The 24906-nt window shown below is 67.6% G+C and carries 24 protein-coding genes; 7 read left to right on the top strand and 17 right to left on the bottom strand.

The window, feature by feature from the left end; genetic code table 11:
- Positions 1-297 precede the first annotated feature (297 nt).
- From GXW71_RS22890 to GXW71_RS22880, 3 genes are all read right to left on the bottom strand, one after another.
- Complete coding sequence (locus GXW71_RS22890; protein ID WP_211855005.1) at positions 298-1119, bottom strand: shikimate dehydrogenase family protein; 822 nt, start codon at positions 1117-1119, stop codon at positions 298-300.
- 94 nt (positions 1120-1213) lie between these two features.
- Positions 1214-1762: a carboxymuconolactone decarboxylase family protein gene (locus GXW71_RS22885; RefSeq protein WP_211855004.1), complete on the bottom strand. Its 549-nt coding sequence runs from the start codon at positions 1760-1762 to the stop codon at positions 1214-1216.
- Between the two features lie 23 nt (positions 1763-1785).
- Positions 1786-2883 (bottom strand): amidohydrolase family protein, encoded by a 1098-nt coding sequence (locus tag GXW71_RS22880; RefSeq protein WP_211855003.1) that lies wholly within the window; start codon positions 2881-2883, stop codon positions 1786-1788.
- 262 nt (positions 2884-3145) lie between these two features.
- Between GXW71_RS22880 and GXW71_RS22875 the strand changes: the two genes are divergently transcribed.
- The 4 genes from GXW71_RS22875 to GXW71_RS22860 all read left to right on the top strand — a co-directional run bounded on the left by GXW71_RS22875 (position 3146) and on the right by GXW71_RS22860 (position 6244).
- Entirely contained in the window at positions 3146-3922 is a 777-nt protein-coding gene (locus GXW71_RS22875) for an alpha/beta fold hydrolase (RefSeq protein WP_211855002.1), read from the top strand.
- Positions 3915-4715, top strand: a complete 801-nt coding sequence (locus GXW71_RS22870) for an alpha/beta fold hydrolase (RefSeq protein ID WP_211855001.1) — start codon at positions 3915-3917, stop codon at positions 4713-4715. The genes GXW71_RS22875 and GXW71_RS22870 overlap by 8 nt, the downstream gene beginning before the upstream one ends.
- A gap of 8 nt (positions 4716-4723) precedes the next feature.
- Positions 4724-5311 carry a DUF4286 family protein gene (locus GXW71_RS22865; RefSeq protein ID WP_211855000.1) on the top strand — a complete coding sequence of 196 codons (588 nt, stop codon included), beginning with the start codon at positions 4724-4726 and terminating at the stop codon, positions 5309-5311.
- Between the two features lie 201 nt (positions 5312-5512).
- Positions 5513-6244: a GntR family transcriptional regulator gene (locus tag GXW71_RS22860; protein ID WP_211854999.1), complete on the top strand. Its 732-nt coding sequence runs from the start codon at positions 5513-5515 to the stop codon at positions 6242-6244.
- Between the two features lie 167 nt (positions 6245-6411).
- Here the strand turns inward: GXW71_RS22860 and GXW71_RS22855 are convergent, their stop codons facing one another.
- Genes GXW71_RS22855 through GXW71_RS22820 form a run of 8 tightly spaced genes read right to left on the bottom strand, consistent with a single transcriptional unit; the run spans position 6412 to position 13550 of the window.
- Positions 6412-7389 carry a Bug family tripartite tricarboxylate transporter substrate binding protein gene (locus tag GXW71_RS22855; RefSeq protein WP_211854998.1) on the bottom strand — a complete coding sequence of 326 codons (978 nt, stop codon included), beginning with the start codon at positions 7387-7389 and terminating at the stop codon, positions 6412-6414.
- 33 nt (positions 7390-7422) lie between these two features.
- A complete protein-coding gene (locus GXW71_RS22850) occupies positions 7423-8616 on the bottom strand; it encodes a CaiB/BaiF CoA transferase family protein (RefSeq protein WP_211854997.1) in 1194 nt (397 codons plus the stop codon).
- A 1-nt stretch (position 8617) separates the two neighbouring features.
- On the bottom strand, positions 8618-9127 hold the full coding sequence (locus GXW71_RS22845) for a MaoC family dehydratase (RefSeq protein ID WP_211854996.1): 510 nt from the start codon (positions 9125-9127) through the stop codon (positions 8618-8620).
- Positions 9128-9137: 10 nt separating this feature from the next.
- Positions 9138-9665 carry an FAS1-like dehydratase domain-containing protein gene (locus GXW71_RS22840; RefSeq protein WP_211854995.1) on the bottom strand — a complete coding sequence of 176 codons (528 nt, stop codon included), beginning with the start codon at positions 9663-9665 and terminating at the stop codon, positions 9138-9140.
- Positions 9666-9673: 8 nt separating this feature from the next.
- Positions 9674-10153 carry an FAS1-like dehydratase domain-containing protein gene (locus GXW71_RS22835; RefSeq protein WP_211854994.1) on the bottom strand — a complete coding sequence of 160 codons (480 nt, stop codon included), beginning with the start codon at positions 10151-10153 and terminating at the stop codon, positions 9674-9676.
- A gap of 14 nt (positions 10154-10167) precedes the next feature.
- Positions 10168-10629, bottom strand: a complete 462-nt coding sequence (locus GXW71_RS22830; protein ID WP_211854993.1) for a MaoC family dehydratase — start codon at positions 10627-10629, stop codon at positions 10168-10170.
- A 13-nt stretch (positions 10630-10642) separates the two neighbouring features.
- Positions 10643-13024: a CaiB/BaiF CoA-transferase family protein gene (locus GXW71_RS22825; protein ID WP_211854992.1), complete on the bottom strand. Its 2382-nt coding sequence runs from the start codon at positions 13022-13024 to the stop codon at positions 10643-10645.
- A 4-nt stretch (positions 13025-13028) separates the two neighbouring features.
- Positions 13029-13550 (bottom strand): FAS1-like dehydratase domain-containing protein, encoded by a 522-nt coding sequence (locus GXW71_RS22820; protein ID WP_211854991.1) that lies wholly within the window; start codon positions 13548-13550, stop codon positions 13029-13031.
- A gap of 186 nt (positions 13551-13736) precedes the next feature.
- Here GXW71_RS22820 and GXW71_RS22815 point away from each other — a divergent pair, with 186 nt between their 5' ends.
- Together GXW71_RS22815 and GXW71_RS22810 are read left to right on the top strand one after the other, a co-directional pair.
- Entirely contained in the window at positions 13737-14729 is a 993-nt protein-coding gene (locus GXW71_RS22815) for a Gfo/Idh/MocA family protein (protein WP_211854990.1), read from the top strand.
- A gap of 90 nt (positions 14730-14819) precedes the next feature.
- Positions 14820-15821, top strand: a complete 1002-nt coding sequence (locus GXW71_RS22810; protein ID WP_211854989.1) for a Bug family tripartite tricarboxylate transporter substrate binding protein — start codon at positions 14820-14822, stop codon at positions 15819-15821.
- A gap of 306 nt (positions 15822-16127) precedes the next feature.
- On the opposite strand, the gene GXW71_RS22805 is transcribed toward GXW71_RS22810, so the two are convergent.
- Complete coding sequence (locus GXW71_RS22805) at positions 16128-16322, bottom strand: hypothetical protein (protein WP_211854988.1); 195 nt, start codon at positions 16320-16322, stop codon at positions 16128-16130.
- Between the two features lie 3083 nt (positions 16323-19405).
- Here GXW71_RS22805 and GXW71_RS22800 point away from each other — a divergent pair.
- Positions 19406-20020: a chemotaxis protein CheB gene (locus GXW71_RS22800; protein ID WP_211854987.1), complete on the top strand. Its 615-nt coding sequence runs from the start codon at positions 19406-19408 to the stop codon at positions 20018-20020.
- 913 nt (positions 20021-20933) lie between these two features.
- On the opposite strand, the gene GXW71_RS22795 is transcribed toward GXW71_RS22800, so the two are convergent.
- The 5 genes from GXW71_RS22795 to GXW71_RS22775 form a co-directional block, all read right to left on the bottom strand.
- Entirely contained in the window at positions 20934-22295 is a 1362-nt protein-coding gene (locus GXW71_RS22795) for an MFS transporter (protein WP_211854986.1), read from the bottom strand.
- Positions 22296-22898: 603 nt separating this feature from the next.
- On the bottom strand, positions 22899-23090 hold the full coding sequence (locus tag GXW71_RS22790) for a hypothetical protein (RefSeq protein WP_211854985.1): 192 nt from the start codon (positions 23088-23090) through the stop codon (positions 22899-22901).
- Between the two features lie 23 nt (positions 23091-23113).
- A complete protein-coding gene (locus GXW71_RS22785; RefSeq protein WP_211854984.1) occupies positions 23114-23383 on the bottom strand; it encodes a hypothetical protein in 270 nt (89 codons plus the stop codon).
- Positions 23384-23571: 188 nt separating this feature from the next.
- On the bottom strand, positions 23572-23862 hold the full coding sequence (locus GXW71_RS22780; protein ID WP_211854983.1) for an autotransporter outer membrane beta-barrel domain-containing protein: 291 nt from the start codon (positions 23860-23862) through the stop codon (positions 23572-23574).
- 169 nt (positions 23863-24031) lie between these two features.
- A complete protein-coding gene (locus tag GXW71_RS22775) occupies positions 24032-24448 on the bottom strand; it encodes a response regulator (RefSeq protein ID WP_211854982.1) in 417 nt (138 codons plus the stop codon).
- Between the last annotated feature and the right edge of the window lie 458 nt (positions 24449-24906).

The raw sequence follows: 24906 nt of genomic DNA, 5'->3' as shown, positions 1-24906 counted from the left end.
GTCACGCAAGCATCCGACGAAACCGGCAGCGCGGCCACTGAGATGTTGGGAGCCGCCTCAGCGCTGGCGAACCAGGCGGCGTCTCTCCAGGACGAAGTCGGCGCGTTCCTCTCCCGGGTTCGCAGCGCGTAGCAGCCGCGGAAGCCTGCCGTCAGGGTGGATGCTGGGTGATTGCGGCGGTACGCCTAATCGCGCGGATGCTGGCGAAGGGATCTCTTCTCTGTCGGCAGCGCATAATCGCAGAACCGCCCTGCCTCTCGGCGCGTCTCGCGCGGAGCCGCTGCGGTCCGCCGCGGCTCAGTCGGCCTCGCCAGCGATGAATTGGGCCAGCAGCGCCACCTGCTCGGCGAGCATCGGATAACCGCCATGCGTCGCGCAGCCGCGCTGGGCCGCTGCGGTGAGAAAGGGTGTCACCTCCGGCTGCATCACGACCTCAGCGGCCACCATCGGTGGGACCAAGCGTTGCGTGTCGATCGGCATGGGATCGTCCTGCCTTAGACCGAGCGAGGTCGCGTTCACGACGATATCGTGGCCCGAGGGATCCGGCCCAGTCACAGAGATCGATGCGGCGGGATAGGTATCACGGAGCCGCTGGGCGAGCGCCTCGGCACGATCGGCGGTGCGGTTGTAGATCGTCAGCGCGGCCACACCGTGCCGCAGCAGGGCGAACCCAATGCCCGAAGCCGCGCCGCCTGCGCCCGCCATCAGCACGCGCCGACCGGCCACGGAATGTCCAGCCTTGTGCAGCCCGGCCACAAAGCCTTCGCCATCGAACTGCCCACCTTTGAGGTGGCCGTCCGGATGGCGACGAATGGCGTTGACCGCGCCGACGAGCCGCGCTTCCTCGGTCAGGGAGTCGCACAGCGTCGCCACCGCTTCCTTGTGGGGGACAGTGACGATGATCCCGTCGAGGTTGCGCATTCGGCGCAGTCCCATGATGGCCTCCTCCAGGTCTTCGGCGGCGACATGGCATGGCACGATCACGGCATCACGCCCCAAGGCCGAGAAGTAGGCGTTCATGCCCTGAGGCGTGCGCACCTGGTCGACCGGGTCTGCCAGTATGACGGCAATGCGCGTCCGGCCATTGATGGAGGCGCGGCTTTGGAATGCGTCACTCACCGTACACCTTCGGCCGCATAGCTGCGGTCTGAGGCTAGAACTGTCCAGTGTGGTGCGAACGGCATCGCCGTGGCGCCTTCCTCGGTGCTGGTGCTCATGGTGGTAGAGGAAACTCCACCAGATAGGGTTGCCATTCGGGCTCCACCTCGACGTCGAGCGTGGCGAGGATTCGCACGACGCCGCAGTAGTATGCGATGGCCACGACGAGGTCGGTCAGGCACTCCTTGTCCAGCTCGTCGTGGAGCGCGGCGAAGGTCGCGGCAGACATGCCGGGTCCCTCCCACATCTCCCGGGCTCCGCGCAGGACGAGGCGCGCGAGCGCATCAATGCTGCTCTCGATGCCGGCGGCCTCGATCGCCAAGTTGGCGATGTCGCTCCTCGTGACGCCGGCGTCGCGGCCGATCTGGACGTGATGCGACCACTCATAGCGGTTGCGAGCGGACCAGCCGATTTGCATGATGGCCAGCTGTCTGAGCCGCGGGTCCAGCCGGCTGCGGTGACGGATGAACATGCCGAGATCACCGAAGGCACGCGCCGCGCCAGGACTATTCGCCAGCACCTGGTTGATGGCGATGTTGCGCGTCAGCACATCCTGATGTTCCGGCGGCAGCTCGCTCCGTTGCAAGTAGGGCAGCCGGGCCACAGGCGTCTCCTTGCGTGATCCGGTCAGGTTTCGCCAAGCGCGTAGAAGCGGGCGGCGCTCCCGTGAAACAGCGAGGCGCGTTCACCGGCCGACCAGCCGGCTGTGATGCGCTTGAATGCGTTCCACAGCTCCGTATAGCCGCAGCTCGCCTTGTCCACGGGGAAATTGCTTTCGAACATGCAGCGCTCTGCACCGAAGATCTCTACGCAGGTTTCAATCCACGGACGCCAGGCGTCCGCTAGGCGGGCCGAATCCGGTGGCGCCGCGCCTTCGTGAAACCCAAAGCCGAAAAGACGCATGCCGAGCCCGCCCAGCTTCAGGTGGACATTCGGGCAATGCGCCAGGCTCCGGAGAGCGTCCCGCCACGTCTCCTCCACATGCCGTCGGCGAGCGGCATAGGGCCCGATCCCAATGGCACCGCCGACGTGGTTCAGTACGATCGGCGTGCCGGGAAATGCGTCGGCAAGGTCGCGCAGCTCCGCCAGCTGCGTGTGGTAGGCCCAGGCGTCGAACCGCAATCCGAGTGGCGCGAGCTGGGCGAAGCCTTCTCGGAAGGCCGGGTCGAGCATCAGCATCGGCGGCGGCGTTGCGATGGAGCCGCGCGCCGCGGGATCCGGGTGCCAGGCGGCGATGTTGCGGATGCCGCGGAATCGGCCGGCACCCGCCGCGATATGCGCCTCCAGCACCGGGCGGATCGCGGCGCCGGCACGGAGGTCGGCGCCGCCGACGATGCCCTTTGCAACGCGGGGCCCCGCCGGCCGAGCAGCAGCGCGTGCCGCGGCGTCAGCCACGAACTCTGTCTCGCCCAAGGAGTGGAAAAGCGGATCGCCATCCGCGCGATAATGCGTCTTGCACTCGATGAAGACGGTGGCCCGGATGTCATGCCCGCCCGCGGTATCGGCGATGTAGTCGTCGAGCAGATAGGTGCCCCGCGGAGGGCCCCAGAGGTGATGGTGCGCGTCGATGATGGGCAGGTCTGGCTCGATCGCCTGCTCCCGATTGCGGGCCAGCCATTCGGGTCGGACGGCGGGGTGCTGCACCGCGCCGGCGGCGTGGGCGTTCAGCGTGTGATCTCCTATTGGGGGCACCGGTGGTCGACGGCCATACCATACGATCAGCATCGCGGTTGTACCGGTCGGGCGTCTATCTGTCGACAGTCAATCGAGATGGGTGATCCGCAGTGGCGCCGTCCCCGTGCCATTCTGAAGAGAATACGGGCATTGTGAGCGCGATAGACGCTCATGCTCAAAAGAGGTGCCGAGTGGTCGCCTGAGGGTGTCCTGAGTGGTGTCGACAGAACACTGATCGTGTGCGACCATCGCGCTGCGCCACAGGGCACGGCGGCGCACCCAACCGAGCCCGCGCAACGGGAGAGCAGGAACCATGGAAGCCCTCGCCCTGCATGGCGTGCTGACGGGCGCTGGACCGCTTGTCGTTTTGTTGCATCCGGTTGGGCTCGATCACCGATTCTGGGGGATGCTGCCTGGCGTCCTCGCGGCAGAGCGCCGCGTCCTGGCGCTGGATCTCGCAGGGCACGGCCAGTCGCCACAGGTCGCCCGGCCTCGTTCCCTCGAGGAGTATGCGGACGACGTGGCCGCGGCGATCGTGCAAGTCGGCGGCGATCCTGCAGAGGTGGTCGGGCTTTCCTTCGGCGGCATGATCGCGCAGGTCCTGGCGCTCCGGCATCCCCATCTCATCGGCAAGCTCGTGCCCGGTGGCTGCGGCGGCACGTTTGCCGCGGAGGTGCGGCCTATGCTGCAGGAACGCGGCCTGGCGGCTGAACGGGACGGCATGGCGGCGGTGGTGGCGCCCACGCTGGAGCGGTGGTTCAGCCCCGGCTATGCCGGCTTCGTGGTCGAGGCGGTGCGCGAGCGGCTGCTGGCGCAGGACGTGGCCGGATGGTCCGCCGGGTGGCACGCGATCGCCGGGCTCGACGCCACACCCCGTCTCGGGCAGGTGCGCGTGCCCACGCTCGTGATCGCGGGCGAGCGTGACGCGGCGACACCGGCCGCCATCACCGAAGCGACCGTCATGCGCGTCATCCCCGGCGCCAGGCTCGCCGTCCTGCCGGGCGCGCCGCACATGATGCAGCTGGAATGCGCAGAGACGTACACCGACACGGTCGCTGGCTTCCTCCTGGGTGCCGACGCGGATGCCTGATCTGTTGCACCACCGCCTGCACGGCGATGCGGCCCGGCCTCCCGCGCTGCTGCTGATCCATCCGCTCGGTGCGACGCTCGATCTATGGAACGGGTGCCTTCCGGCCTGGACGCAGCGCTTCACATGCCTCGCTCTCGACCTCCGCTCGGCCGGCGCATCGCCGCCCGGGAAGGCGCCCGGTCTGGACCGACATGTCGAGGATCTGGAGACCCTGCGGATCGCCCTTGGAATTGATGCCATCGTGCCTATCGGCTGCGCGATGGGTGGGATGGTGGCCGCCGCCTATGCGGCCCGGCATCCGGAACGGGTGTCCGCGCTGGTGATCTCCAATCCAACGCCGCGCAGCTCGGAGGCGGGGCGTGCCATGCTGACAGCACGCGCGGAGGTGGTGCGGGCGGGGGGCATGGCCGCCATCCTCCCCGCTGCCGTGGAGAGACCCTTCGAGGCGCAGCCGCGGGATGCCCGCTATGACCGCTATCTCGACGCCTTCACCGCACAGGACGCCCAGGCCTATGCCGAAGCGGCGCTCGGCTTCGCGAGCGCCGATGCCTCCGCCGACTTGGCCCGCGTCCGCTGCCCCGTCTTGCTGGTCGCCGGACGGCACGACCTGCTGCTGCCGCTCGAGCAGGCCGAGGCAACGCGCGCGCTCCTGCCGCCCGGTGCGCGCCTGGAGATCGATGAGGTGGGCGCGCATTTCCTGCCCTACCAGTGCCCCGAAACCTTCGCGGCGCGGGTGCTCAATTTCCTGCCTCAGGCTGCAAGCCACACGCGCACGCTCGAGAACGGTCGATAGGACGGACGATGCCAAACAAGGGATTCCTGCTGGTCTTCATGAACCCGCCCCCGGCCTTCGAGGAGGAGTTCAATGCCTGGTATGACACCGAGCACATCCCCGAGCGCCTCGCCGTGCCCGGCATCCTGACCGGACTGCGCTACATCAGCACGGGCGCATCGCCGCGCTATCTCGCGATCTATGACCTGGCGGCGCCGGAGGTTATGGACTCACCCGATTACCGACGCGTGGCCTTCGAGAATTCCAGTCCGTGGACCAAGCGCGTAACGGCGCGGGCGCGGGTGCAGCGCCATGCCGGTGAGCAGAGGTATCCCGGGGACAGGATTACTGGTGGCGCGGCACGGGTGACGGTGATGCGCTTCCGGGCGCTGTCGGGAGCGGCCGTGGGGACGACCTCCGATGCGGTGCGGCGCTGCGTCGAGGAGCAGCGCGGGGTCCGGCAGCTTCGCATCCTGGTCGATTCCTCCGGGGCAGCTGGGGCGGACCTGCTGGCGGTGGTGGAGGCCGCGGTTCCGCTCTCGGATCCGCTCGACCTCTCCGCTCTGGGCGAGGCTGCGGAGGCACTCGATCTGGTCAACACCTATACGCCGTTCTGAGCTCATGCCGTCGGGACGCGCCTCGCACGAGGCTTGGCCCGACGGTACCATCCTCGCTACATCTGCCGCGACCGCGCGAGACAGGGGTGGAGGCATGACGAAGACTGGGCTCCCGCACAGGCGAGCCGGCTGGCCTGAGCGCCGCCGGAGCGCAGGACGCTGAGCACGTCCCAGCCCATGACAGCCCGCAGGGGGCAGGAGATGCCGGCCGCCGCAAATCTCGAGCGCTTCCAGGCCATCATCCGCCGCGTTCTGTCCAAGGGCGAGGAGGAGTCGTCTCTCGTCGTCGACATCGCCTGCACCATTGGCGCGGAGATCCTGGATGGGCGCCGGGTGCCGGGGGACGACCTGAACTCGGTGGAACTGGCCCGCCGCTTCCGTACAAGCCGGACACCCACGCGCGAGGCGCTTGCGCTGCTCGAGAAGGAGGGACTGGTCGAGATTCCGCCGCGGCGGCGCCCGCGGGTCGCCGATCATAGTTTGGAAGAGGTGAGCGAGATTTACCGCGTGCGCGCCGCTATGTTGGCCTTGGTGGCCGAGGAGGCCGGGCAGCGCGCGACCGAGGAGGAGATCGCGGAGTTGCGCGATATTGTCACCCGGATGGAGGAGGCGGCCGAAGCCGGCGACCGGGACGGCTACTACTGGGGCAATGTGCGCTTCCACGAGCGATTCGCAGAGGCCTCGCACAACCGGACCCTGCAGCGCGCCCTGGATTCGCTGGTTCTGCGGAGCCTTCGCTTCCGACGCCTGACGCTCGCCAATCCGCACCGCGTCGTCCGCTCGATCGCCGACCATTCCCGGCTCGTGACGGCGCTGGAGGACCGCGACGCCCGATTGGCGGCAGCGCTCGTGACGGCGAACGTGCTCGGCGCCCTTCGCGAGCTGAGCTCGATGCTAGAAGCGCCTGCGCCCGCGATTCGCGCAGCTGGTTGAACCGCTCCGAAACGCCTGTGCGCCCTGAGAATGCGCCCAAGATCGCCAACGATGGTGACTTCAAGCGCTATTCGTTCACTCCGTTCGCTTCAGATGAGCGCCCATTGTTGCGCGCCGAATCACGCCATTGGACTCTATAGCCGGCCGGCGATCTGCCCCGGGCCGTGCTAGCCGAGCGTCATGCCGGAGTCGCGGATGACGCCTTCGACGATCGTGCGCTGGCGCGACATCCAATCCTTGAAGGCCTGGGTCTCGTTGATCACCAGAACCGTGCCGAGCGGCGCCATCCGGGATTGCACGGTCGGGTCCCGGGCCGCCTGTGCCAAGGCGTCGTGCAGCTTCGCGAACATCCCGGTCGGTGCTCCCTCCGGTGCGAACAGACCATTCCAGTCATCCATCTCGAAGCCAGGAAAGGCGCTTTCGGCGAGCGTCGGCGCCTCGGGGTAGGCTGGGCTGCGTTCGGCGCTCGTCATGGCGAGCACACGCGCCTTCCCTGCCTGCACCGGGCCGCGAATGGTCGAGCTGGTGAGGATGACGGAGTCGAGCTGTCCCCCTGTGATATCGCGCGCCGCGTCTGCACCGCCGCGATAGGGCGCGTGCAGAAGGCGAATCCCGGCGCGCTGTTGCAGGAGCTCGAGCGCGAGATGGCCGGCACCGGCAGCGGGTGGGGTACCGCAGGAGACGGCGCCGGGCCGGGCGCGGACGTGATCCACGAACTCCTTGATGTCGCGCGCCGGGAAATCCTGGCGCACGGCGACGACCTGCGGGAAGCGTGCTGTCATGGTGATGGGCACGAAGGCGGTGCGGTAATCGAAGCTCAGGTCACGCACCAGCACAGGGTTGGTGAGCTGATTGGCCGCGTCCACCAGATAGGAGTAGCCGTCGCGCGGCGCCTGAAGGACGGAGTTGGCGGCGACAACCGCATTTCCGCCGGTCCGGTTCTCGATGATGATGTTCTGGCCTAGGATCTCGCTGGCGCGCGCAGCGAGGGCGCGGGCGGAGGTATCGCCGCCACCACCGGCCGTGAAGGGACAGACGAAGCGGATCGGCCGGGTTGGCCAATCCGCCTGCGCGGCTGCGATACGGCTGACGAAAGGCGCGGCGAGGGCTGCCCCCAGGACACCGCGGCGGCTGATGCTGTTCATTCTTGTCTCTCCTCCCCACACGCGTTGGGCAAATCAGGCCACGGCGCCCTCCGCTCTCAGTCGTTGAATCGCCGCGTCGGCGTATCCCGCCTCCCGCAGGAGGGAATCGGTGTGCTCGCCCTTCTCCGGCGCGGCCGCGTCGATCCGCGCTTCGCTGCGCGAGAGCACGAGGGGTGATCCGAGCAGGCCGATCTCGCCGAGCCGGGGATGTGCCACGCGCTTCGCGATGCGCGTGGCCTGCACCTGCGGATCCGCGAACACCTGGTCGATGGCATTGATCGGACCGCAGGCGACGCCCGCCGCATTCAGCCGCGCCACCCATTCGGCGACCGGCCGCTGGCGCGTTACGGCCGAGAGCGCGGCGTTGAATGCCGCGCGGTGGGCAAGCCGCGCATCGGCCGTGGCGTAGGCAGGGTCATCCCGCAGCTCGGGGGCATCGATCGCGTCGCAGAGCTTCCGGTACTGACCCTGGCCAGAGGCGCCGATGAGGATGTCGCCGTCGCTCGCTGGGTAGACGCCCATTGGTGTGGTGTAGGGATGGTCGTTGCCGGTCTGCCGGTAGACCTTGCCCTCGGTCAGCCAGGCTGCCCCCTGGAAGTCCAGCAGCGCGACTTGCGAGGCGAGGAGCGACGCCTGCACCCATTGCCCTTCACCGGTCACCTCGCGGTCGAGCAGGGCGACCAGGATGCCGATGGCGGCGAAGAGGCCGGAGGCGAGATCGGCCAGGGGAATGCCGGCGCGCAGCGGCCCGTGCCCGGGCAACCCCGTGATCGACATCATGCCGCCCATCGCCTGGGCGATCAGGTCGAAGCCCGGACGCGTGGCGTAAGGCCCATCCTGTCCGAAGCCGGAGATCGAGGCATAGACCAGGCGCGGATTGACCGCGCGCAGATCCTCGTAGGCGATGCCGAGCCGGTGCTTCACGTCCGGACGGAAATTCTCCACCACCACATCGGCACCGGCCGCCAGGCGCTTGAGCACCGCAACGCCGTCGGGATGCTTCAGGTCGAGCACGATGGAGCGCTTGTTGCGATGCAGGTTCTGGAAGTCCGAGCCATGCCGTTCGCCCGTCATGTCGTCTTCCGCCGGCCCCTCCACCTTGATGACGGCGGCACCCCAGTCGGAAAGCTGCTTGACGCATGTCGGGCCGGCGCGGACCCGGCTCAGGTCCAGCACGGTGAAGCGGGCGAGCGGAGAATGCCCGGCTCCAGGCTCGGCGGCGCGCATGTCAGGGCGCGTCCAACGCCGCCGGATCGAAGGGGTAGGGGACGGGCGGGCCGCCGCGGCGAGGCAGCACGACGCGCGCGGTGCCGGGCGTGCTCTCCTCACCCTTCTGGTTGCGCAGGCCGATCTCGAGATCGACCAGACCCCAGCGTCCGCGCTCCTCCTTGTCGGTGACCCGCCCCCAGGCGGTCAGCGTATCTCCAGGGATGTTCATGCCGCGGAACTGGAAGGCGATCTTCCACGCCCAGCCCGTGTCGCCCACCCAATCCGCCACCAGCTGGATCACGACGTGCTGCTTCCAGCTGCCATTCACCAGCACGTCGGGCAGGCCGTCGTTGCCGGTGGCGTATTGCCAGTCGTAGTGGATGCGGTGCCAGTTCTCCATGGCCGCCGACCAGCGCATGATATGCGCGGTCGTCATCGGTCCCTTCACCACGGACGGGATGTCCTGACCGACCTCGACATCGTCGAAGACGGCGCCCTGGGCGGCTGTGATCGTCGTTGCGACACTCATGGGCGCTGCCTCATCGCAGGATGATGGTGTTGGTGGAGCGGAGCAAAGGCTCGCCGCGGACGGTTTCGTAGGTGTCCTCGATCACGACGAAGATCATCGGGCCGGTGCGGCCGTTGCGCTGGTAGATGTCGACGTAGCGGCTGCGGAGGCGGATGCGCTCGCCGGGATGCGCGTAGCGAAACAGCTCATACGCATAGCCGCCGTTGACGAGGCGCTGCAGCGGCACCTGCACCTCCGGCAGACCCGGCCGCAGGCGCCGGTCCACGCCGTCATGGTCGCCGGCCTGCAGGGCATCGAGCGGGTCGGGCGCATCCTCCATCCGGCGCATGGCATGGACAGGAAAGCCGATGGGCGCCACGGGGCCGCCATAGCGCGCCGCCGCTTCGGGATCCCAGAAGCGCGGCGAAGCATCCATCAGCGCCTGATGGAAGCGCCTGACCTCGCTGGCCTCGACCGCATGCGGCGCCTCGATCGGCGGGGCCTCGGCGCCGATGATGGCGCGCACAGCCGGCGTGATGTAGTCGGGCGGCTCCGACACCTCGGCGCTCATCGGCGGAACAACGTGGTGCGCAGCACGGCGCAGAGCTCGCCGCGCTGGTTGGTGAAGCGGCGCTCGGAGACGACCTGCCCAAGGCGCCCGGTCTTCCCGTGCTTGAGCTTCGCATCCACCATCGCCGTGCGGATGGTGATGTGGTCGCCGACCACCATCGGCTCGTGCAGCTCGTATTCGTCCTGGCCGTGCACGGTGGCCTTCCCGAAGGGGAAGTCGTGCTCGTAGATCGTACAGGTGAAGAAGTAGAGCCAGAGGAGTGGCCAGGGCGCGACGACGCCGCGATGGCCGCGCGCCCGCGTCGCGGCCTCGTCGAAATGGATTGGGTCGAGGTCGCCGATGGCGAGCGCCATGCGCCGAACGGCACCGAGCTCGACCAGGGTGGTGACGTCTTCTCCGATCGGGCCGATCAGGCTCTGGAGGTAGCGCTCGGCCTCGGCATCCGAGATCGGGGCGGGTTCCGTGACGGCGGACATGACGCGCCCTCCTTTCAGCGCCCGCGGCGCGGCAATTCGACCAGGGCGGAGCCGGGCGTCGTGACCTCGCCGCGCTGGTTGGTGATGGAGCAGTCGAGCTCGACGAAGGTCTTTCCGCCCTCCTCGAAGGCACGCTTCACGCGACCCTTCAGATAAGCGAGATCGCGCGGCATCGTGGAGCCGCGGTTCTGATCGAAGAAGCGGACCAGGCGACCATGGCGCCCGGTCCATTGGATCACGGCGGTCATCAGCAGCGAGGCCATAAGCGGGCCGGAGAGGATGATGCCGGGCAGGCCCTGCGCCTTTGCCACATACTCGTCGTGGTGGAACTCGGATTCGTAGTTGTCGCAGGCGCCCGCCCAGCGCACCTGGTCGCCGACCATCATCGGCCCCTTGGTGACGGTGGGGAACTCCTGGCCTTCGAAGAAATCCTCGAAGAACCGTTCCTCCGGCTCGCGCGTCTCGACCTTCAGCATCATTGCCTCCTGCTCACCGGATCGCACCCGCTTCGGCGAGCGCCTCTCGTCGCGCCGGTGCAAGGCGCAGGAGGTCGCCGAAGACATAGTCGTTGTCGGCGCCGAGCCCGGGCCGCGGCGCCAGGGCGCCGCGATCTCCGCCCAGCCCCAGCCAAGGCAATGCGATGCTCCACTGGCCGTCCGGCAGCTGCCGGAACAGGCCGCGCTCTGTGAGGTGCGGGTCACGCACCAGCTCGTGGATGCCGCGCGACCTGGCCGCGGGTACGCCATGCGCGTGCAGCGTGGCTTCCGCGGCCTTGCCGTCGCGAATGGCGCACCAGGCCGCGATGCCCTGACGCAACCGCTCCTGCGCGGCCAGGCGACCGGCCGCGGTTTGCAAGGCTGCCTCATCGAGCCAGTCGGCGCGATCGAGCGCGCGGCAGAGGCCGACCCAGTCGGCGTCGCGGGGTGCGGCGACGGCGAGCCAATCATCCTCCCCGCCGCACCGGAACAGGCCGGAAGGCGCGGCGCCCAGATCCTCGAGGCTGCCGTTGCGCGCCACCGGGCGGCCGAGGCCCGCCAGCAGCACGGCTTCCGGCAGCAGGGTGACCGTCGCCTCGAGCATCGACAGGTCGATATGGGCGCCGCGGCCGGTAGCGGCACGGTGTCGCAGGGCGGCCATGATGGCCATGGACTCCCACAGCGAGGTCACCGGATCCGTCCATGCGGGCATGATGCCCATCCCCTCCAATGCGGGATTGGCACGGCCGATGAGCCCGACCCGGCCGCTATAGGCCTGAAGCAGCGAGCCATAGGCCAGCAGGTCGCGCTCCGGCCCGTCCCGCCCCAGGCCAGAGGCGGACACGTAGACGAGGTCCGGCCGCACGGCCGCCAGATCCTCATAGGCGAGGTTGTTCTTGCGCAGCACGCGTGAGGAGAAGTTCTCCACGACCACGTCGCTGGTCGCGACGAGGTCACGGATCAGCCCTTGCCCCTCGGGCGTGGTGATATCGACTGTGCAGCTGCGCTTGTTGTTGTTCACCACCGCGAACCAGCCGCTTCGATGCGCAAACTCCGGCCGCTGCGTGGATTCGATCTTGATGATCTCGGCGCCGAGCGCGCCGAGCATTTTCGTTGCCATCGGCCCGGCCACGACCCAGCTGAAGTCGACCACGCGCAAGCCGGCGAGCGGCAGGCCTGGGCGGCCGCCTGGCAAGGCCGGCGCCGGCATGCTGTGCGGCGCGAAGGCGCCGGTGTCAGGCTCGGCCGCGGGCGCCGTGACCGGTGCGCCGCGCGGCAGGATGTCGCCGGCGCCGTCGCGCATGGCGAAAGGCAGCCCGGGCATCGGCGCAGCCTTGCCCTTCGCAAGCGCGAGCGGGCGGAAGAAGCCGCGCGCCGCCAGTTGGCGATTGGTGATGAGATCGGCTGCTGTGCTTATCGGGAAGCAGGGCACGCGCGCCGCCTGGGCCTGATCGAACACCTCGCGCGCCTTTTGATGCACGGACCACTCCGTCATCAGCTGCCCCAGCCCGCGCGCATTCGCGGTGCGCGCCGCGCGGCCGCCGCAGAGGAGCGGATCCTGTGCCCAGTCCGGCTCGCCTATCAGGGTGATCCAGCGCGCCCATTGGTGGTCCTCGCGCGGCGAGACCAGGATCAGCCCGTCGGAGCATCGCAGCAGCCAGACCAGGCCGCCCGCGATGGTGATCTCCCGTCCTTTCACGCGGCGGCGGCCGGGTGGCAGCACGCCGTCATGCAGCTCCGCCAGCGCGTCGACCAGCATCCAGGCGAAGACATCCTCGGCAGAGACGTCGAGATAGGGCGCGGCGGTGCCGGTGCGGTCCAGCAGCGCGCAGAGTGCTGCGTTGGCACCGATCAGCCCGAGCAGCATCGGCGCCTCCCGATCCGCGCAGCCGATTGGGGATGCCTCCTCCGGATCGGTGACTGGGCAGGACTGGTGGTAGGCAAAGCCCCCGCCGTGCTGCGCGGTGAAGGCGTTGCCGGGCGTACCGGCGCGCGGACCGCTGAGGCCGTGCGCGGTCAGCACCACCGTGGGGCGGCGGGCGGGGTCGTCGCGGCCGGGCAGAAGCGCGGCGAGTGCGGGGTCGCCTTCCTCCGGCGCCCAGAGGACGAGATCCGCCGAGCGCGCCAGTTGGGCGATCCGGGCTGCGTCCTCGGGCCGCCCGGAATCGACGGTGAAATGCCGCTTCCCGTGGTTGAGATAGGCGAAGAGCAGGCTGGCGTCCGCGCCATCCGGTAAGTGCGCGATGGGGCCGTCCCGTCGCAACGGCTCATCCGGCCAGGCGGGGCGCAGCACCTCGGCGCCGAGGTCGGCCAGCAGCCGCCCGGCGAAAGCGAGCGCGACGCCACCCCCCAGTTCCAGCACGCGCACGCCCGACAGTGGGGAGAGGCTGGCCATGCCGTCACCGGATGATGGTGGTGGCGATGGAGCGGAGCAGGGGCCGAAGCTCCGTGCCGGCGGCATACTCGTCCTCGATGATGACCAGGACCATGGGGCCGGAGCGGCCCTCGCGCTGGCGCAGGTCGCGGTAGGTGCTGCGGCTGAAGATGCGCTCGCCGACGCGCGCATAGCTGAAGAACTCGTACTCGTAGCCGCCGTTCAGCACGCCTTCCAAGGCGATGGGTAGACGCGGCAGATGATGGCGGAGCAGACGCGAGCTGCCGTCGAACTCCGGGTCGCCGCGCCCCTCCAGCGGGTCCGTGGCGTCGGAGGCCGGGCGTCTGAATGCGTGGACCGGGAAGCCGGGCGGAGCGACCGGTCCGCCGTAGCGGCTGCCGGCCGCCTCGGAGCGGTAGCGCGGGCTGTCGTCCATGATGGCCTGGAAGAAGCGCCGGGCCTCGCTCGCCTCCACCGGATGGCAGGCCTCCGCCCAGTCGGAGCGCGTGCCGATGAGCGCGCGCGCGGCGTCGCTGATGAGCTCCATGCCGGGACCTTCCTCCTGTCGACACAACGCGGCAGCACGGAACTTTGGCGGCGCCGCGAGTGGTCAAACGTCGCTGTCGGTGGCCCTATCGAACCACCACCCGGCCTAAACGGCAACCTTTCTGTCGACACTTTGGGCAAATTCCCCGATAACATCGCCCAGGTGGCCGCCCGCGGGAGACACGGCATGAAGGTCGTATTCATCGGCGCCTCGCACTGGCATCTGCCGCTGTATCTGGAACCGGCACTGACCATTCCGGGCTTCGTCCTGGCCGGGGTGAGCGACCCGGATCCGGCTATGGCGCAGGCGATCGGCGAGCAGTTCGGCTGCGCGTTCAGCAGCGATTACCGCGCGCTGTGTCGGCGCCAGCGGCCTGACTTCGTCTTCGCCCTCGGCCGCCACGTGGATATGCCGGAGCAAGCGGAGTTCCTTATTGCGGAGGGTATTCCCTTCGCCTTGGAAAAGCCCTGCGGCATCAACACCGCGGGCGTGGAACGCATTGCCGCGCTGGCGGCCGCGCGCAGCGCCTTCGCGGCGGTGCCGCTGGTGTTCCGCAACGGCGATTTCTTTCGGCTCATCGGCGACATGGCCGATGCGGACGGTGGCGTGCAGCACATGGCCTTCCGCTTCATCGCCGGCTTCGCCGAACGGTATCGCCAGGCAGGCTGCGAATGGATGCTGGATCGTGCCACGGCGGGCGGCGGCTGCGTGCTGAACCTCGCTCCGCATTTCGTCGACATCTGCCTGGCCCTGTGGGGAGAGGCGGCGCACCCCGCCGCCGCCAGCCTGTCCAGTGCCGCCTGGGGTGAGGATGTGGAGGATTACGGGGCGCTTGCCATCCAGGGGCCCGGCGGCGCCATGGCGCTGGTCGAGACAGGCTATCTCTACCCCGCACCCACCAGCAATTTCGACCTGCACTACGCCATCCGAACGCCCCGGCACTACATCGCCGTGCCCGATCCCGAGACGGTGGCGGTGATCGCGCGCGATGGCACGCGCCGCGTGCTCCGCATGCACACCACCAATGTCGGCCAGTACCCCGCCTTCGTACGGGATGTGCTGGAGCGTGCGCGGCGTGGCGCGCCGCCGCTTGCGGGGCTCGATGCGATGCTACCGGTGATGCGGGTGATGGAGGCGGCCTATGCGTCTGCCGGCCGGCCGCTCCCGCCGTCGCCCTGACCGCGTGAGCAGGCGCCTCCGGCTGCGGGGCGCCGAGGCTCCACCCTGACAGACAACGCTGGATCAACCGGCTTCCAGGAGGAGACGACAATGACACAGGCGATCGGGCGACGCCTTCTCGGAGGAGCGGTGGTCGCTTCCCTGCTGGGCACTGCGGTGACGGGGCTGACCACCCGAGCCGCCGCACAATCCTTTCCCGAGCGGCCAGTGCGGGTGATCGTGCCCTATGCCCCGGGCGGCGGCACGGATGTGGTGGCGCGCGTGCTGGCACAGACCATGAGCAACCTCTTGCCGCAGCCGGTGGTGGTGGAAAACCGTGCCGGGGCGGGTGGCATGGTCGGAGCGGAACTGGTGGCGCGCGCGCCGGCCGACGGCCACACCATTCTCTTCACCAACACGGGGCATTCCGTGCTGCGCCTCCTGGTGCCGAATCCCTCGATCGACATTCGAACGGCGCTCTCACCTGTCGCCATCGTGTCGGAAGCGCCGATGATCATGATGGCTGCGAGCAGCTTTCCGGCGCAGACCCTGTCGGAATTCATCAGCACGGTCCGCGCTAGTCCGGGACGCTATGACTACGGCAGCACCGGCAGGGGCGGCACCAACGGGCTGACGGCGCTGATGTTCCTGCAGGCCGCCGGTCTCGCGATGAACGAGATTCCCTATCGCGGTGGTGCGCCTGCGACGCTGGACCTGGCAGCGGGGCGTATTGCCATGCTGTTCGACGCCAGCTCAACCGCTCTCGCGACCACGCGCAATGGCCAGGCACGCGCACTGGCGGTGACAACGGCCAGGCGCAGCCCGTCGGCGCCCGAGCTGCCAACGCTGCGCGAGGCGGGCGTCGACGCCGATATGAGCATATGGATGGGGCTGATGCTCCCGTCCATGACGCCGCCAGCCATTCGGCAGGCTGTGCACCGGGCGGTGACTCGGGCCCTGGCTGACACCGATCTTCGCGCCCGGTTCACTGATCTTGGAACGGACACGATCCCCAACCTGTCGCCAGCGGAATGCGAGCTCTTCATCAACGCCGAGATCGATCGCTGGGAGGGCCTGCTCACGCGGTCAGGCTTCCGGCCCAACGCGCCGTGAAGCGATGGCATCGCACGCTAGGCAAGAACGGCCGGCCTGCGCCGTCCCGGCGTGCCACGGCGCAGCACGGGGCGCCTGGCGGTGCTTGAGGATGTTCGGTCGAGGCGATCGTGGATGGCCGTCGGCACGGAGATATCCGATCGCCCGACCCGATCGCGGACACTGCTGCGCATTGCGATGACTTGGACGACCCTTCCCATGGATCGCATTGACTGCCCCGGCATCGCTTGAGCATGGCGCGGGATCGTTAGACATCCCGCAGAGTGCGTCTCCGCATGCGGCGAGCGCGCGGAGACGCGTTCACCATCAAGGGCCCACGACAACCGAAGCCCTTGGCACCGGCGTGACGACCGTCGCCGAAGGGGCGGGTGTCACGACGGTGGTGGAGGGCGCGGCCGGCTCGCGGATGACCGTCCGGGACGGCGCTGGCGAATTGACGACGCAACCCGCGAGCGGAGCGGCGATCGCGGCCAGCAGGGCAGCCATGGCAATTGTTCGCATCAGTGTCCTCCTCTTTTGAAAGCGCAACGGCTGGAGGCGAACGCGCAGGACGAGCCTCAAGTTTCAGGCGAGCTCGCCCAGCCGTCTGTTGCCTGTCCGCCGGCTCGGTGAGCTGTCTCGACGCTGGAGCATGAGGGTGCAGCCCGGATGCGCCGGTCGGTGGCACGGCGGGGGTGGCCGGGTACATCCTTTGTGCCTGTAGGCGAGGGCCGCGAACATCGGGAGCCCGTCAGGGGCGCTCAGCCGTTGCCGCGCATCGGAGCCGTTCGGTCGCCCGACATGATGGCGGCGCTTCCTGCGTCGGGCGCGCGCCAGCCCAGTACCGTGCGGACAGCTCAGGAAGCCGCTCCAAGCAATGAGCCGGGCGCACGAGAGCGGCGCATTGCGATCTGCTTGCCGGCCGCGTTCAAGCCATGTTCGACAGCAGCGCCATCCAGCACATCAAAAGCGGTCGCTTGCGCCGATCGCGATCCTGGGGAACGACCGCCGTGGAGACTTGGGGTTTGCAAAGCCTGAGGACCACTCTTCGGTGCTCGCAGACCGGGCGAGCGTCCGCCGGCTGCCAGTTCGATAACAGCAGCGGTAACGGCACCGAGCGGGTCCGGAGCGCTCGACAGGACGCGCCTGCGATTTGCCGAGATAACCTTCGCTGAATCCCATCGTTCTTCGAGCGTGGTTTTCTCGCGGTGGAGGCATGTGGCGAACGGGACAGCGACGCGCCCAGGCCGGGCTGGAGCGCCCAACGCGACTGGCGCTTGCGGACGAAGCGGCAGCTCTGGTGTGCGCGACGGGTGCCGCCTGGGAGTTGAAGCGTGGCCGGCTCGCGAGCAGGCGCAAGCCGATCGAGTGCGAACCGGGCCGGTTCATGGACGGAGCGAGGCCGCCTCGACCGCACACAGCAGGGATTGGCCTCATACTATGCCCCAAGATTTTCGCGCGCGTCGGACGGTTCAGGGCAGGCGTTTCGACCCGGCATCCGATACCGCAGCTCAACCGCAGACTTCCGCTGGAACACTGGCGCGCGTCAGAATACGGCGAAAGGCCGTGGCGCTACGGTGACCATCCGGGACCGGGGCCCGTACGCCCGCGGCCGCATCGTCGACGCCAGCCTAACGGTCGCCGATGAGTTGCGTATGCGCGATGCCGCGCGCGACCCGGGCTGTCCTGCAGCCGATCTCGCTACCTCCCGGCCGCCCGGGGGCGGGGGTAAGCCGGCGAGTGCCAAGCCTGCAACGTCCGTTTTGAATGCGCGTTAAGAGTGCTGCACGCGCCGTTGAGCCAGCGCGTGAGGAGGACGTCGCGATGCTCACGCTCGTGTATGTCTCAGCCGTGATGGCCAGTCTGATTGCCGTGATTGCGCAGGCGAAAGGTCGGAGCCCAGGCACTTGGTTGGTCTACGGGCTACTGGCGTGGCCAGTGGCTCTGGTTCACATCCTTCGCAAGAAGTCTGTGGCGCGCGAGTTCCGGCGTCCGACGGTGATGGGATCGCGAAAGAGTACATGGAACTGGCACCATCATGCGCCTGGGCAATAGCTGCTGGATACGTGCGGCCCGACGGATGAGCTTGGTTTTGGAGGAACGATCGGGGTTCAGCCCGGTGGTTCCGCCATGCTGCCGCATCTCGGATTGGCACAAGCCAGCCAAGAGCCACCCCGCGGGCCTCGCAATCCGCCCAATGATGCGATGCTCGCGTCGGCGTTCTTCGGGGTGAGGCCATTGCAGCGGCGCTAGATGACCAGCCGGGTCGAGCTACCGTTCAGCACCGGCAAGCGGGCAGGTGCGATCGCGATGGCATTCGGCTCACGCTGCGAGGTGGCACGGCATCTTTGCTCGGGAGCATGGGACGATGCCCACGACGTTATCGCCTGGGCCCCCGGGGCACCACGCGACGCGAGAAGGCGACAATCTCACCGGCCAAGGCCGAGAGGCAGCGAAGTTCCTCGTGCCCGCATGCAAGCCTGGCGGCGAGGATTCGCGTCTGTGCGAGCTTCGCGCCGAGTGCCTCCCGGTTCTCCCGGACCTCGCTCAACAGGCGGACAGCCTTGATCGCCGGATCATCCATGGCAAGCACAACCAGATGCGGCGGGCCGTCGTTTCGCGGCGATAAGAAAGGTGAATAGCTTGGCCGTGGCAGGACACGGTCGAGCAAGCCCGCATGCCGGAGGCCGGCCCTCACCCGGTGCCGGGCGAAGACATCTTCCTACGGCGCATCTGAGGAGACGTTCTGCCGATTGGGCAGGCGGATCTCGAGTTCCGCGCTGTGTTAGCGAATGGAGTATGGCTCGCTCGCGGGATCAGTCTACGCGTTGCGTCTCGGTTCCGTTCGGCGGCGCCAGACACGGCGCAGCAGGCATGTGAGCCGTCGATCCAAAGGGGGCTTCGCAGGCTGTGCGTGATCGGCTGCCCGATCAAAAAAGCCCCGCCGTAGCGGGGCCAGTTTGAGGGGGATCAGACGCCGCCGGCAGGTGGGCGGGCTCGTGGTGAACGCGAGCCCAGCAACAGCGATGCGGTGCTGTCCGGATTGTGCCGAGCTTGAGCGTGCAGAGCGGGTTCGGCCCGCCTCGATGCGCCCCTGGGCGTTCTCATCGCCTGCACCTCCGGCGATCATAAACCCTCTGCGGAAAAACGCGATCACCTGTTCCACGCCCCGGGCTGAATCAAGCTCGCAGCAGTGGCATCGCAGCGGGCGGCGCCCTCTGTTCCCGGTCCCGATCCCGCGGAAGCAGTTTGTAGCCCGCAGCGCCCGCGAAGGAGGCTGGAAAAGCTTATCCCTTGGTGAGCCGTCCGCACGGCCACCGCGATCTCCGCATGGGACAGGATCGGCTCCGCGCTCGGATTGCTGGCAAGCTGGCGCGCAATATCCTGGCCAGTCCCAGCCTTCGCACCGGATTGATGCAGGCTTACGCTGTGAGGTTAGCAAGTGAAAGGAAGGCCCTCGGTCCTCAACAAAATGAAGATGGCGCCTTTCTCATCGCGGCGATTATATAACGCGACTTCAGGGCGGTGCCGTTGTGCAGCGCTTTGTTGCCGGTGCGCAGGACTTTTGTCTCTCGAGCGAGGGTGCTTTGCGCTACGCTAGATTCATGACGCCCGGGCCAACGCCTCGTGAGGCAGACGAGCACCCATTCGTCGTCGCTGTTGGCGCGTCGGGCGCTGAAGGGCTGGACGACCTTAAGACTTTGCTTGCCGATCTGCCCTCTGGTTTGGCCGCGGTCGTCCTCATCGTCCTGCATCGGCCGAGTGATCGGCTGAGCGAATTGAGGGCGGTTCTTTCGCGAGCGTCTAAAATGCCCGTGCTTGTTGCCAGCGAGGGGGAACGGTTTTGCACCGGGTGCTGCTATATCGGCGAGCCGGATGCCCATCTCTCCCTGGCTGCGAGGAGCGACGTGCGGTTGGTCGAAGGCGGGAACAACAGCCATCGGAACCGTACAATCGATCTCCTTTTCGGTTCGGTCGCGAAATACGCGCGACAACGCGGCATCGGCGTCGTGCTTTCGGGCTCATTGGATGACGGTTCGCGTGGTTTGGAAGCCATTGCCAATGCCGGCGGCACCACAATGGTGATCACAAAGGCCGGGCTGCCGGAGCAGGGCATGCCCTGGAATGCAGCCCACTACGACGGCCCCGTTGATGTTATGGGCTCGGGTGCGACGATAGCCCGCGAGATTGCACAGCGGGTCAGGTCAGCTGACCTCTGATGGACCGTAGCACTGGGCCCGCCGCGGTCGGTCACCTGTCCTGGGAGCGACAAAGCGGTAGGCGGCCGACAATAAGCCTCATCAAACAGTAGGCATCCATTTTGTCGAAGTTTTCGAGCCAAGGTCGGAGCGTACTGACCCAGAGAAATTTCAGCGATTCACGCATAGGGCGGTGGGCGGTGGAGAAAGCTCCGACGGAGGCCGAGCGACTAAGAACGCAGGCTAAAAGCTTGATCGAGCAGACATTGCAAGCGGCGGCTGAGTGTAGACTTAGGCGTGTCCAAACTATCCGCCTCGTAGCCGAGTCTCGCAATCTGTTGCGGCGAGTGGCTCAACCAGAGTCTTCGCGGATCCTCCCTCACGGCCAGCCGTCGTAATGCGGGGGCAATCCGGCGGGCTGGCGGGAACACACTGACCTCGGGGTGCACTGACTACCCCAGCCAGTCAGCCTGCGCCGGCATAGCGCAGCCATGCCCGAGCGCAGGGAGGCCTCGTCATTGCCAGACCGGCGGAGCTGCGGCGCCGGAGTGGGGGTGAGGATGCGAGGGTGATTGCCTCACAGGAGTTTGGATCGCTTGCGGCCGGCGTGCTGGTCGAAGCTGCCAATCTCGGGCGTGCTGTGGACCGTGAGGGGTGGTCCAAAGGATAGCGCGCTCCGCGATGGCCGAGCGCGCCAATGACGATCGGGAACGACTGGAGACGCTCTATCGTCCGCGCGCAGTTGTAGGTAAGGGCCAGCGCGTTGTCCCAAACGACCGCAGCCGCCAACACGAGTTCCCGCGCCGTCCCAATGGACTGAGCCGCGCAGCACCAAGTCGTGGGTTTGGGGTGCGGTCGCGGGAAGGGGCCGCGCCGCATACATACCAAGGCAGGCCACAGCACTATTCCGGACGAAAGCAGCGCCCTTCGGCGATCATTGATGCTCAGCGGAACCGCGCGGTCGCAGGAGGCTGAGGAGCGCGCCCAATGCCGCGAATGCGCCCGCCGCGACAATCGCCAGCATCGGGCCGGTTTCAGGAACCAGCCGGAGCAGCAGCGCCACAACCGCCGCGCCCATGGACTGACCAAACAGTCGGGCAGTGCTCATCATGCCGCTGGCCGCCCCGGAACGCGATGCAGGGGCCGCAAGGACCAGCGCACGGTTATTGGGCGTTTGAAACAGACCGAAGCCCGCGCCGCACACCGCCATGCGCCAGCCGATGTCCCAAATGGCAGGGTGGTCCGGCAGATGCCCGAGCGTTAGCAGTCCGACGGCAAGTATCGCTAGGCCGCTCGCGCATAGCCAGCTGGCGGGGATGCTATCGGCAAGCCGGCCTGCAAGCGGCGCCGCCACCGCCAATGTGAGGGGCCACGGCGCCATCACGAGGCCGATCAAGCCGGGCGAGAAGCCGAAGCCGTCGTGGAACAGGAATGGCAGAGCGGTCAGCGCCATCATCTGCGCGGCAAAGGAGGCGACCGAAGTGGCGACCGTCAGGCCGAACGCGCCTGTCCTAAGGAGATCGAGCGGAAGCATCGGTGCCGCGTGGTATGACATGCGCCGAAGCAGCAGCGTCATGGCCGCCATGGCGGCCACAGCGAACGCGGCGATGGCGGTTAAGGCAAGGCCCTGGCCGACCGCGACCAAAGTCATCACCGTGAGCCCGACGGTGGTCGCGGTGGTCAATGCTTCGACCCAGTCGTACCGCCGCGCTGCCCGGGTGGTTTGTGGCAAGTTGCGCACCCCGACCATGAATGACAGGGCACAGAGCGGGACGTTGAGTGCAAACAGCCACGGCCAGGACGCGAAGCCGAGCACCAAGCCCGCGTAACTGGGCCCAATGGTGGAGGCGATTGCGACCACCATGGCATTCATCCCAATGGTACGGCCAAGCCTGTCCCGGGGAACGATGTGGCGGATGAGCGCTAGATTGACACTCAGGATGCCCGCTGAGCCGACCCCCTGGGCCAGCCTTGCGAGCGCGAGCTGCGGCAGCGACTCAGCAAGGCCGCAGCCGAGTGATGCAAGCGCGAAGGTGACGACACCGCCCAGGTACACGCGTCTGTAGCCATGGATCTCGCCGAGTGCGGCCAATGGAAGGAGCGCAACCAATTGCGCAAGCTGAAACGCGTTGATGACCCAGATGGCGTGGGAGGGGTTTGCCCGAAGGGTTGCTGCTATGGACGGCAGGGCGACATTTGTAGCGCTGCTGTCCAGCACCGCCACGCCGAGGGTCAGTAAGACCGTCGCGAGTGCCCATCGACGTCGTCCGGCATGGGTTCCATCAAACGCGGTCATGTGTGCCGGCTCATCAGGCCCTCGATACGAATCTCGCAGTGAGGTGGGAAACGCCCAGCCGAACCGGTCGGGACGACAGAGAGTCGCCCAGAAGAATGCCCAGGTAAATCAGCCCAGGAAAAGCCTACGAAGTCACCATCATGGTGACGCTACGGATCGCATCTCGCAGGACCGCTTCTCAGAATTGCAGCAAGTGGAAACGCGGCGTCGCCGGCGCAGCCTCGCCCAATCCAGCGTTCCCCGAGCGGCAGGTGGTGGCAGCATCCGAAACGCCTGGCATTCCGCGCGTTACCGCCCAGATGGCCGCGATCCCGCGATCATCTCAAGCGGCGATCGCACTTCGCCGACGACGGCCTATGCAGATGGTTCCACAACCCAGGGCCACCATGCCGAAACGCGTGCCGATGCACGCCGTGATGCCTCAGGATTCAATGAGGCTGCTTTCCGGCGCTTCCTCGGCGCAGCCCAAGTCCGAGGAAGCCGTCGCTGGAAAGTGGCCAAAGCGTAGAGACTGAGACAGTGAATGAAAGTGGCGCGGCTATAGGAACTGCGCGCAGGATTTGGCTTGGCGCCTTGACAGGCTTCCGCGCCGCGCGCCGCAGATCAGTTCAAGGCGCCGAAGAGCCAGAGCAGCAGGATGATCGGCAGCGGAATCCCGATCAGCCAGAGCAGACCACCACGCAGCATCGCTTCATTCCTCCCATTGGACGGCCCGATATGAGCCCAACCGTCAAGGCAACGTCGGACTTGCCGCACGGGTTGCTCGGCGGAGATCCCGGCAACGACGAGCGGCACCTGCGCGGTGACCCCCAGCGGCTTCAGGCCTCGGCGTCACATGCACGCCGGGACGCGGCGGTCCGCATCATCGCCAGCACCGACGTCCGGTCCACCTCGCCGAGGACGCGCCAGAGACGCAGCACTTCCTCGGCCTCAGGCTCCGGCGCCATCCCGAACACCTCGCGCAGCCGCGCGACCGCGTTCAGATTCTCCATGGCCTCGCGCGCTTCGAGGGCTTCGAACCGCGTGGGGAACTCGATCCGCAGCGGCTCGCGCGAGCCGTCAGCGCGGATCTCGACGAGCTGGTACACACCAGCGCCGCCTCCCGGAAGACGGGTGCGATCTTGAAGGCGTCGCGTTTCCTGCGGTGCCGAGGCTCGCCGCCTTCGGCCCGTTTATCTGTCATGGTGATGGCAATCGCCTTGGCAAGCGTGAACGCGCACGCGTCGGTGCGCGGGTCGGCTCGCGCGCCACAGACGCGCAAGCCTGGCCGCATCGGCTACCAGTTGAAGCGGATGCCGATGGTGCCTTGCGTCGCGGTCTGGCGGCTGTCGCCGCCGAGCGACCAGCGGTAGTCGGCATGCGCATAGACGCTGGTGGTCTGGTTCACCCGCGCGGCGATCCCCGCGCCAACCTCTAGCGCCGTCTCCCCGAAGCTGCTCTCGATCGGCGCGCTGCTGCCGAAGCGGATCCGGTCGCTGCCCGAGAAGGCGTGCCAGTCAGGGAACTGACCGCGCGGGTCCACGCCTGACAACAGCGCCGGCGTACGGACCCAGCTGGCGCTGCTCACCAGCTGTGACGCCGTCCCGTTAGGCTCAGGCACCGGCCGGCCAGGGAGCGTGCACGCCGAACTATAAATCGGCGCAGAGCCCGGCGGCGGGTGGCGTCACTGGACCGTATAGCAACGACAGCAAGGACATCCGCGCGCGCGACGCGCCCCAGCGTCAGCGGGCTGCCAGTCACCTGGCGCTGGCATCTGAGCCCGGCTCGTTCTGACAGGGGGCAGCAGATCGACTGGGCGCTTCGCCGGCGAGCGATTGGATCTGTGCCACCAATGCAGCCTCCGAGAATGGCTTCCGCAGGATCGGACAGGAAGCGAAGAGAACCGGCAGATCGACGCTGCCCACACCCGTCACGAATGCAAACGGGATTCCCGCCTCGAGGCACGCATCTGCAACCGCAAAGCTATGTCCCTCCGCAAGTCGAACATCGAGAAGAGCAGCGTCGAGTTCTCCGGCCTGGATCGTCTCTTCCGCGTGCTGCACCGAAGCAAACGGCCCAATCACACGATGCCCGCTGCGCTCCAATGCTGCCGCGATTTGAGTCGCGATCAGCCACTCGTCCTCCAGGACGAGAACGCGAAGTGCCGATTCCATAGCCTATCCCGCGATTCTGGTGACGCGACGCTAGCCGGCAGTGAGCGAAGGTCGAGGCGGCCTTGCGTTGACGGGCTCCAAACGCGCGTACGCGTTTGTAGAATTCATGGAAGCCCTCCGCGATTCCGGAAGGAATGCGCGCGCAAACAGGCAATTGCTCCGTGCCGGCTTGGCGCGGTCGTCTGATGCTCGGTTGATCGCCGGCCGGCGGGCCATCACGTGAGCGATCGTCAGAGCGCGGTCGCGATGGGGCGCATGATTGGGAATCCAGGACCAGACGTCGCCGCCCCGCCGCTGCCGTCATGTGACTGCCGCAACGGATTCGCATCAGGGTTCCGCCACGGCCGGCTACATCCTGCCGCTTCCGCTTAGACAGGGGGTCGCTGAACGCGCACCAAAACCCGGGAGGCGGGATGCGGGCGTGTTGCAGAGATCTCCTGCTCATACGATGGAACGCA

It is taken from the genome of Plastoroseomonas hellenica (assembly GCF_018129085.1).
In the GTDB taxonomy this organism is placed as follows: domain Bacteria; phylum Pseudomonadota; class Alphaproteobacteria; order Acetobacterales; family Acetobacteraceae; genus Plastoroseomonas; species Plastoroseomonas hellenica.
This window is presented reverse-complemented; position numbering and strand designations above follow the sequence as displayed.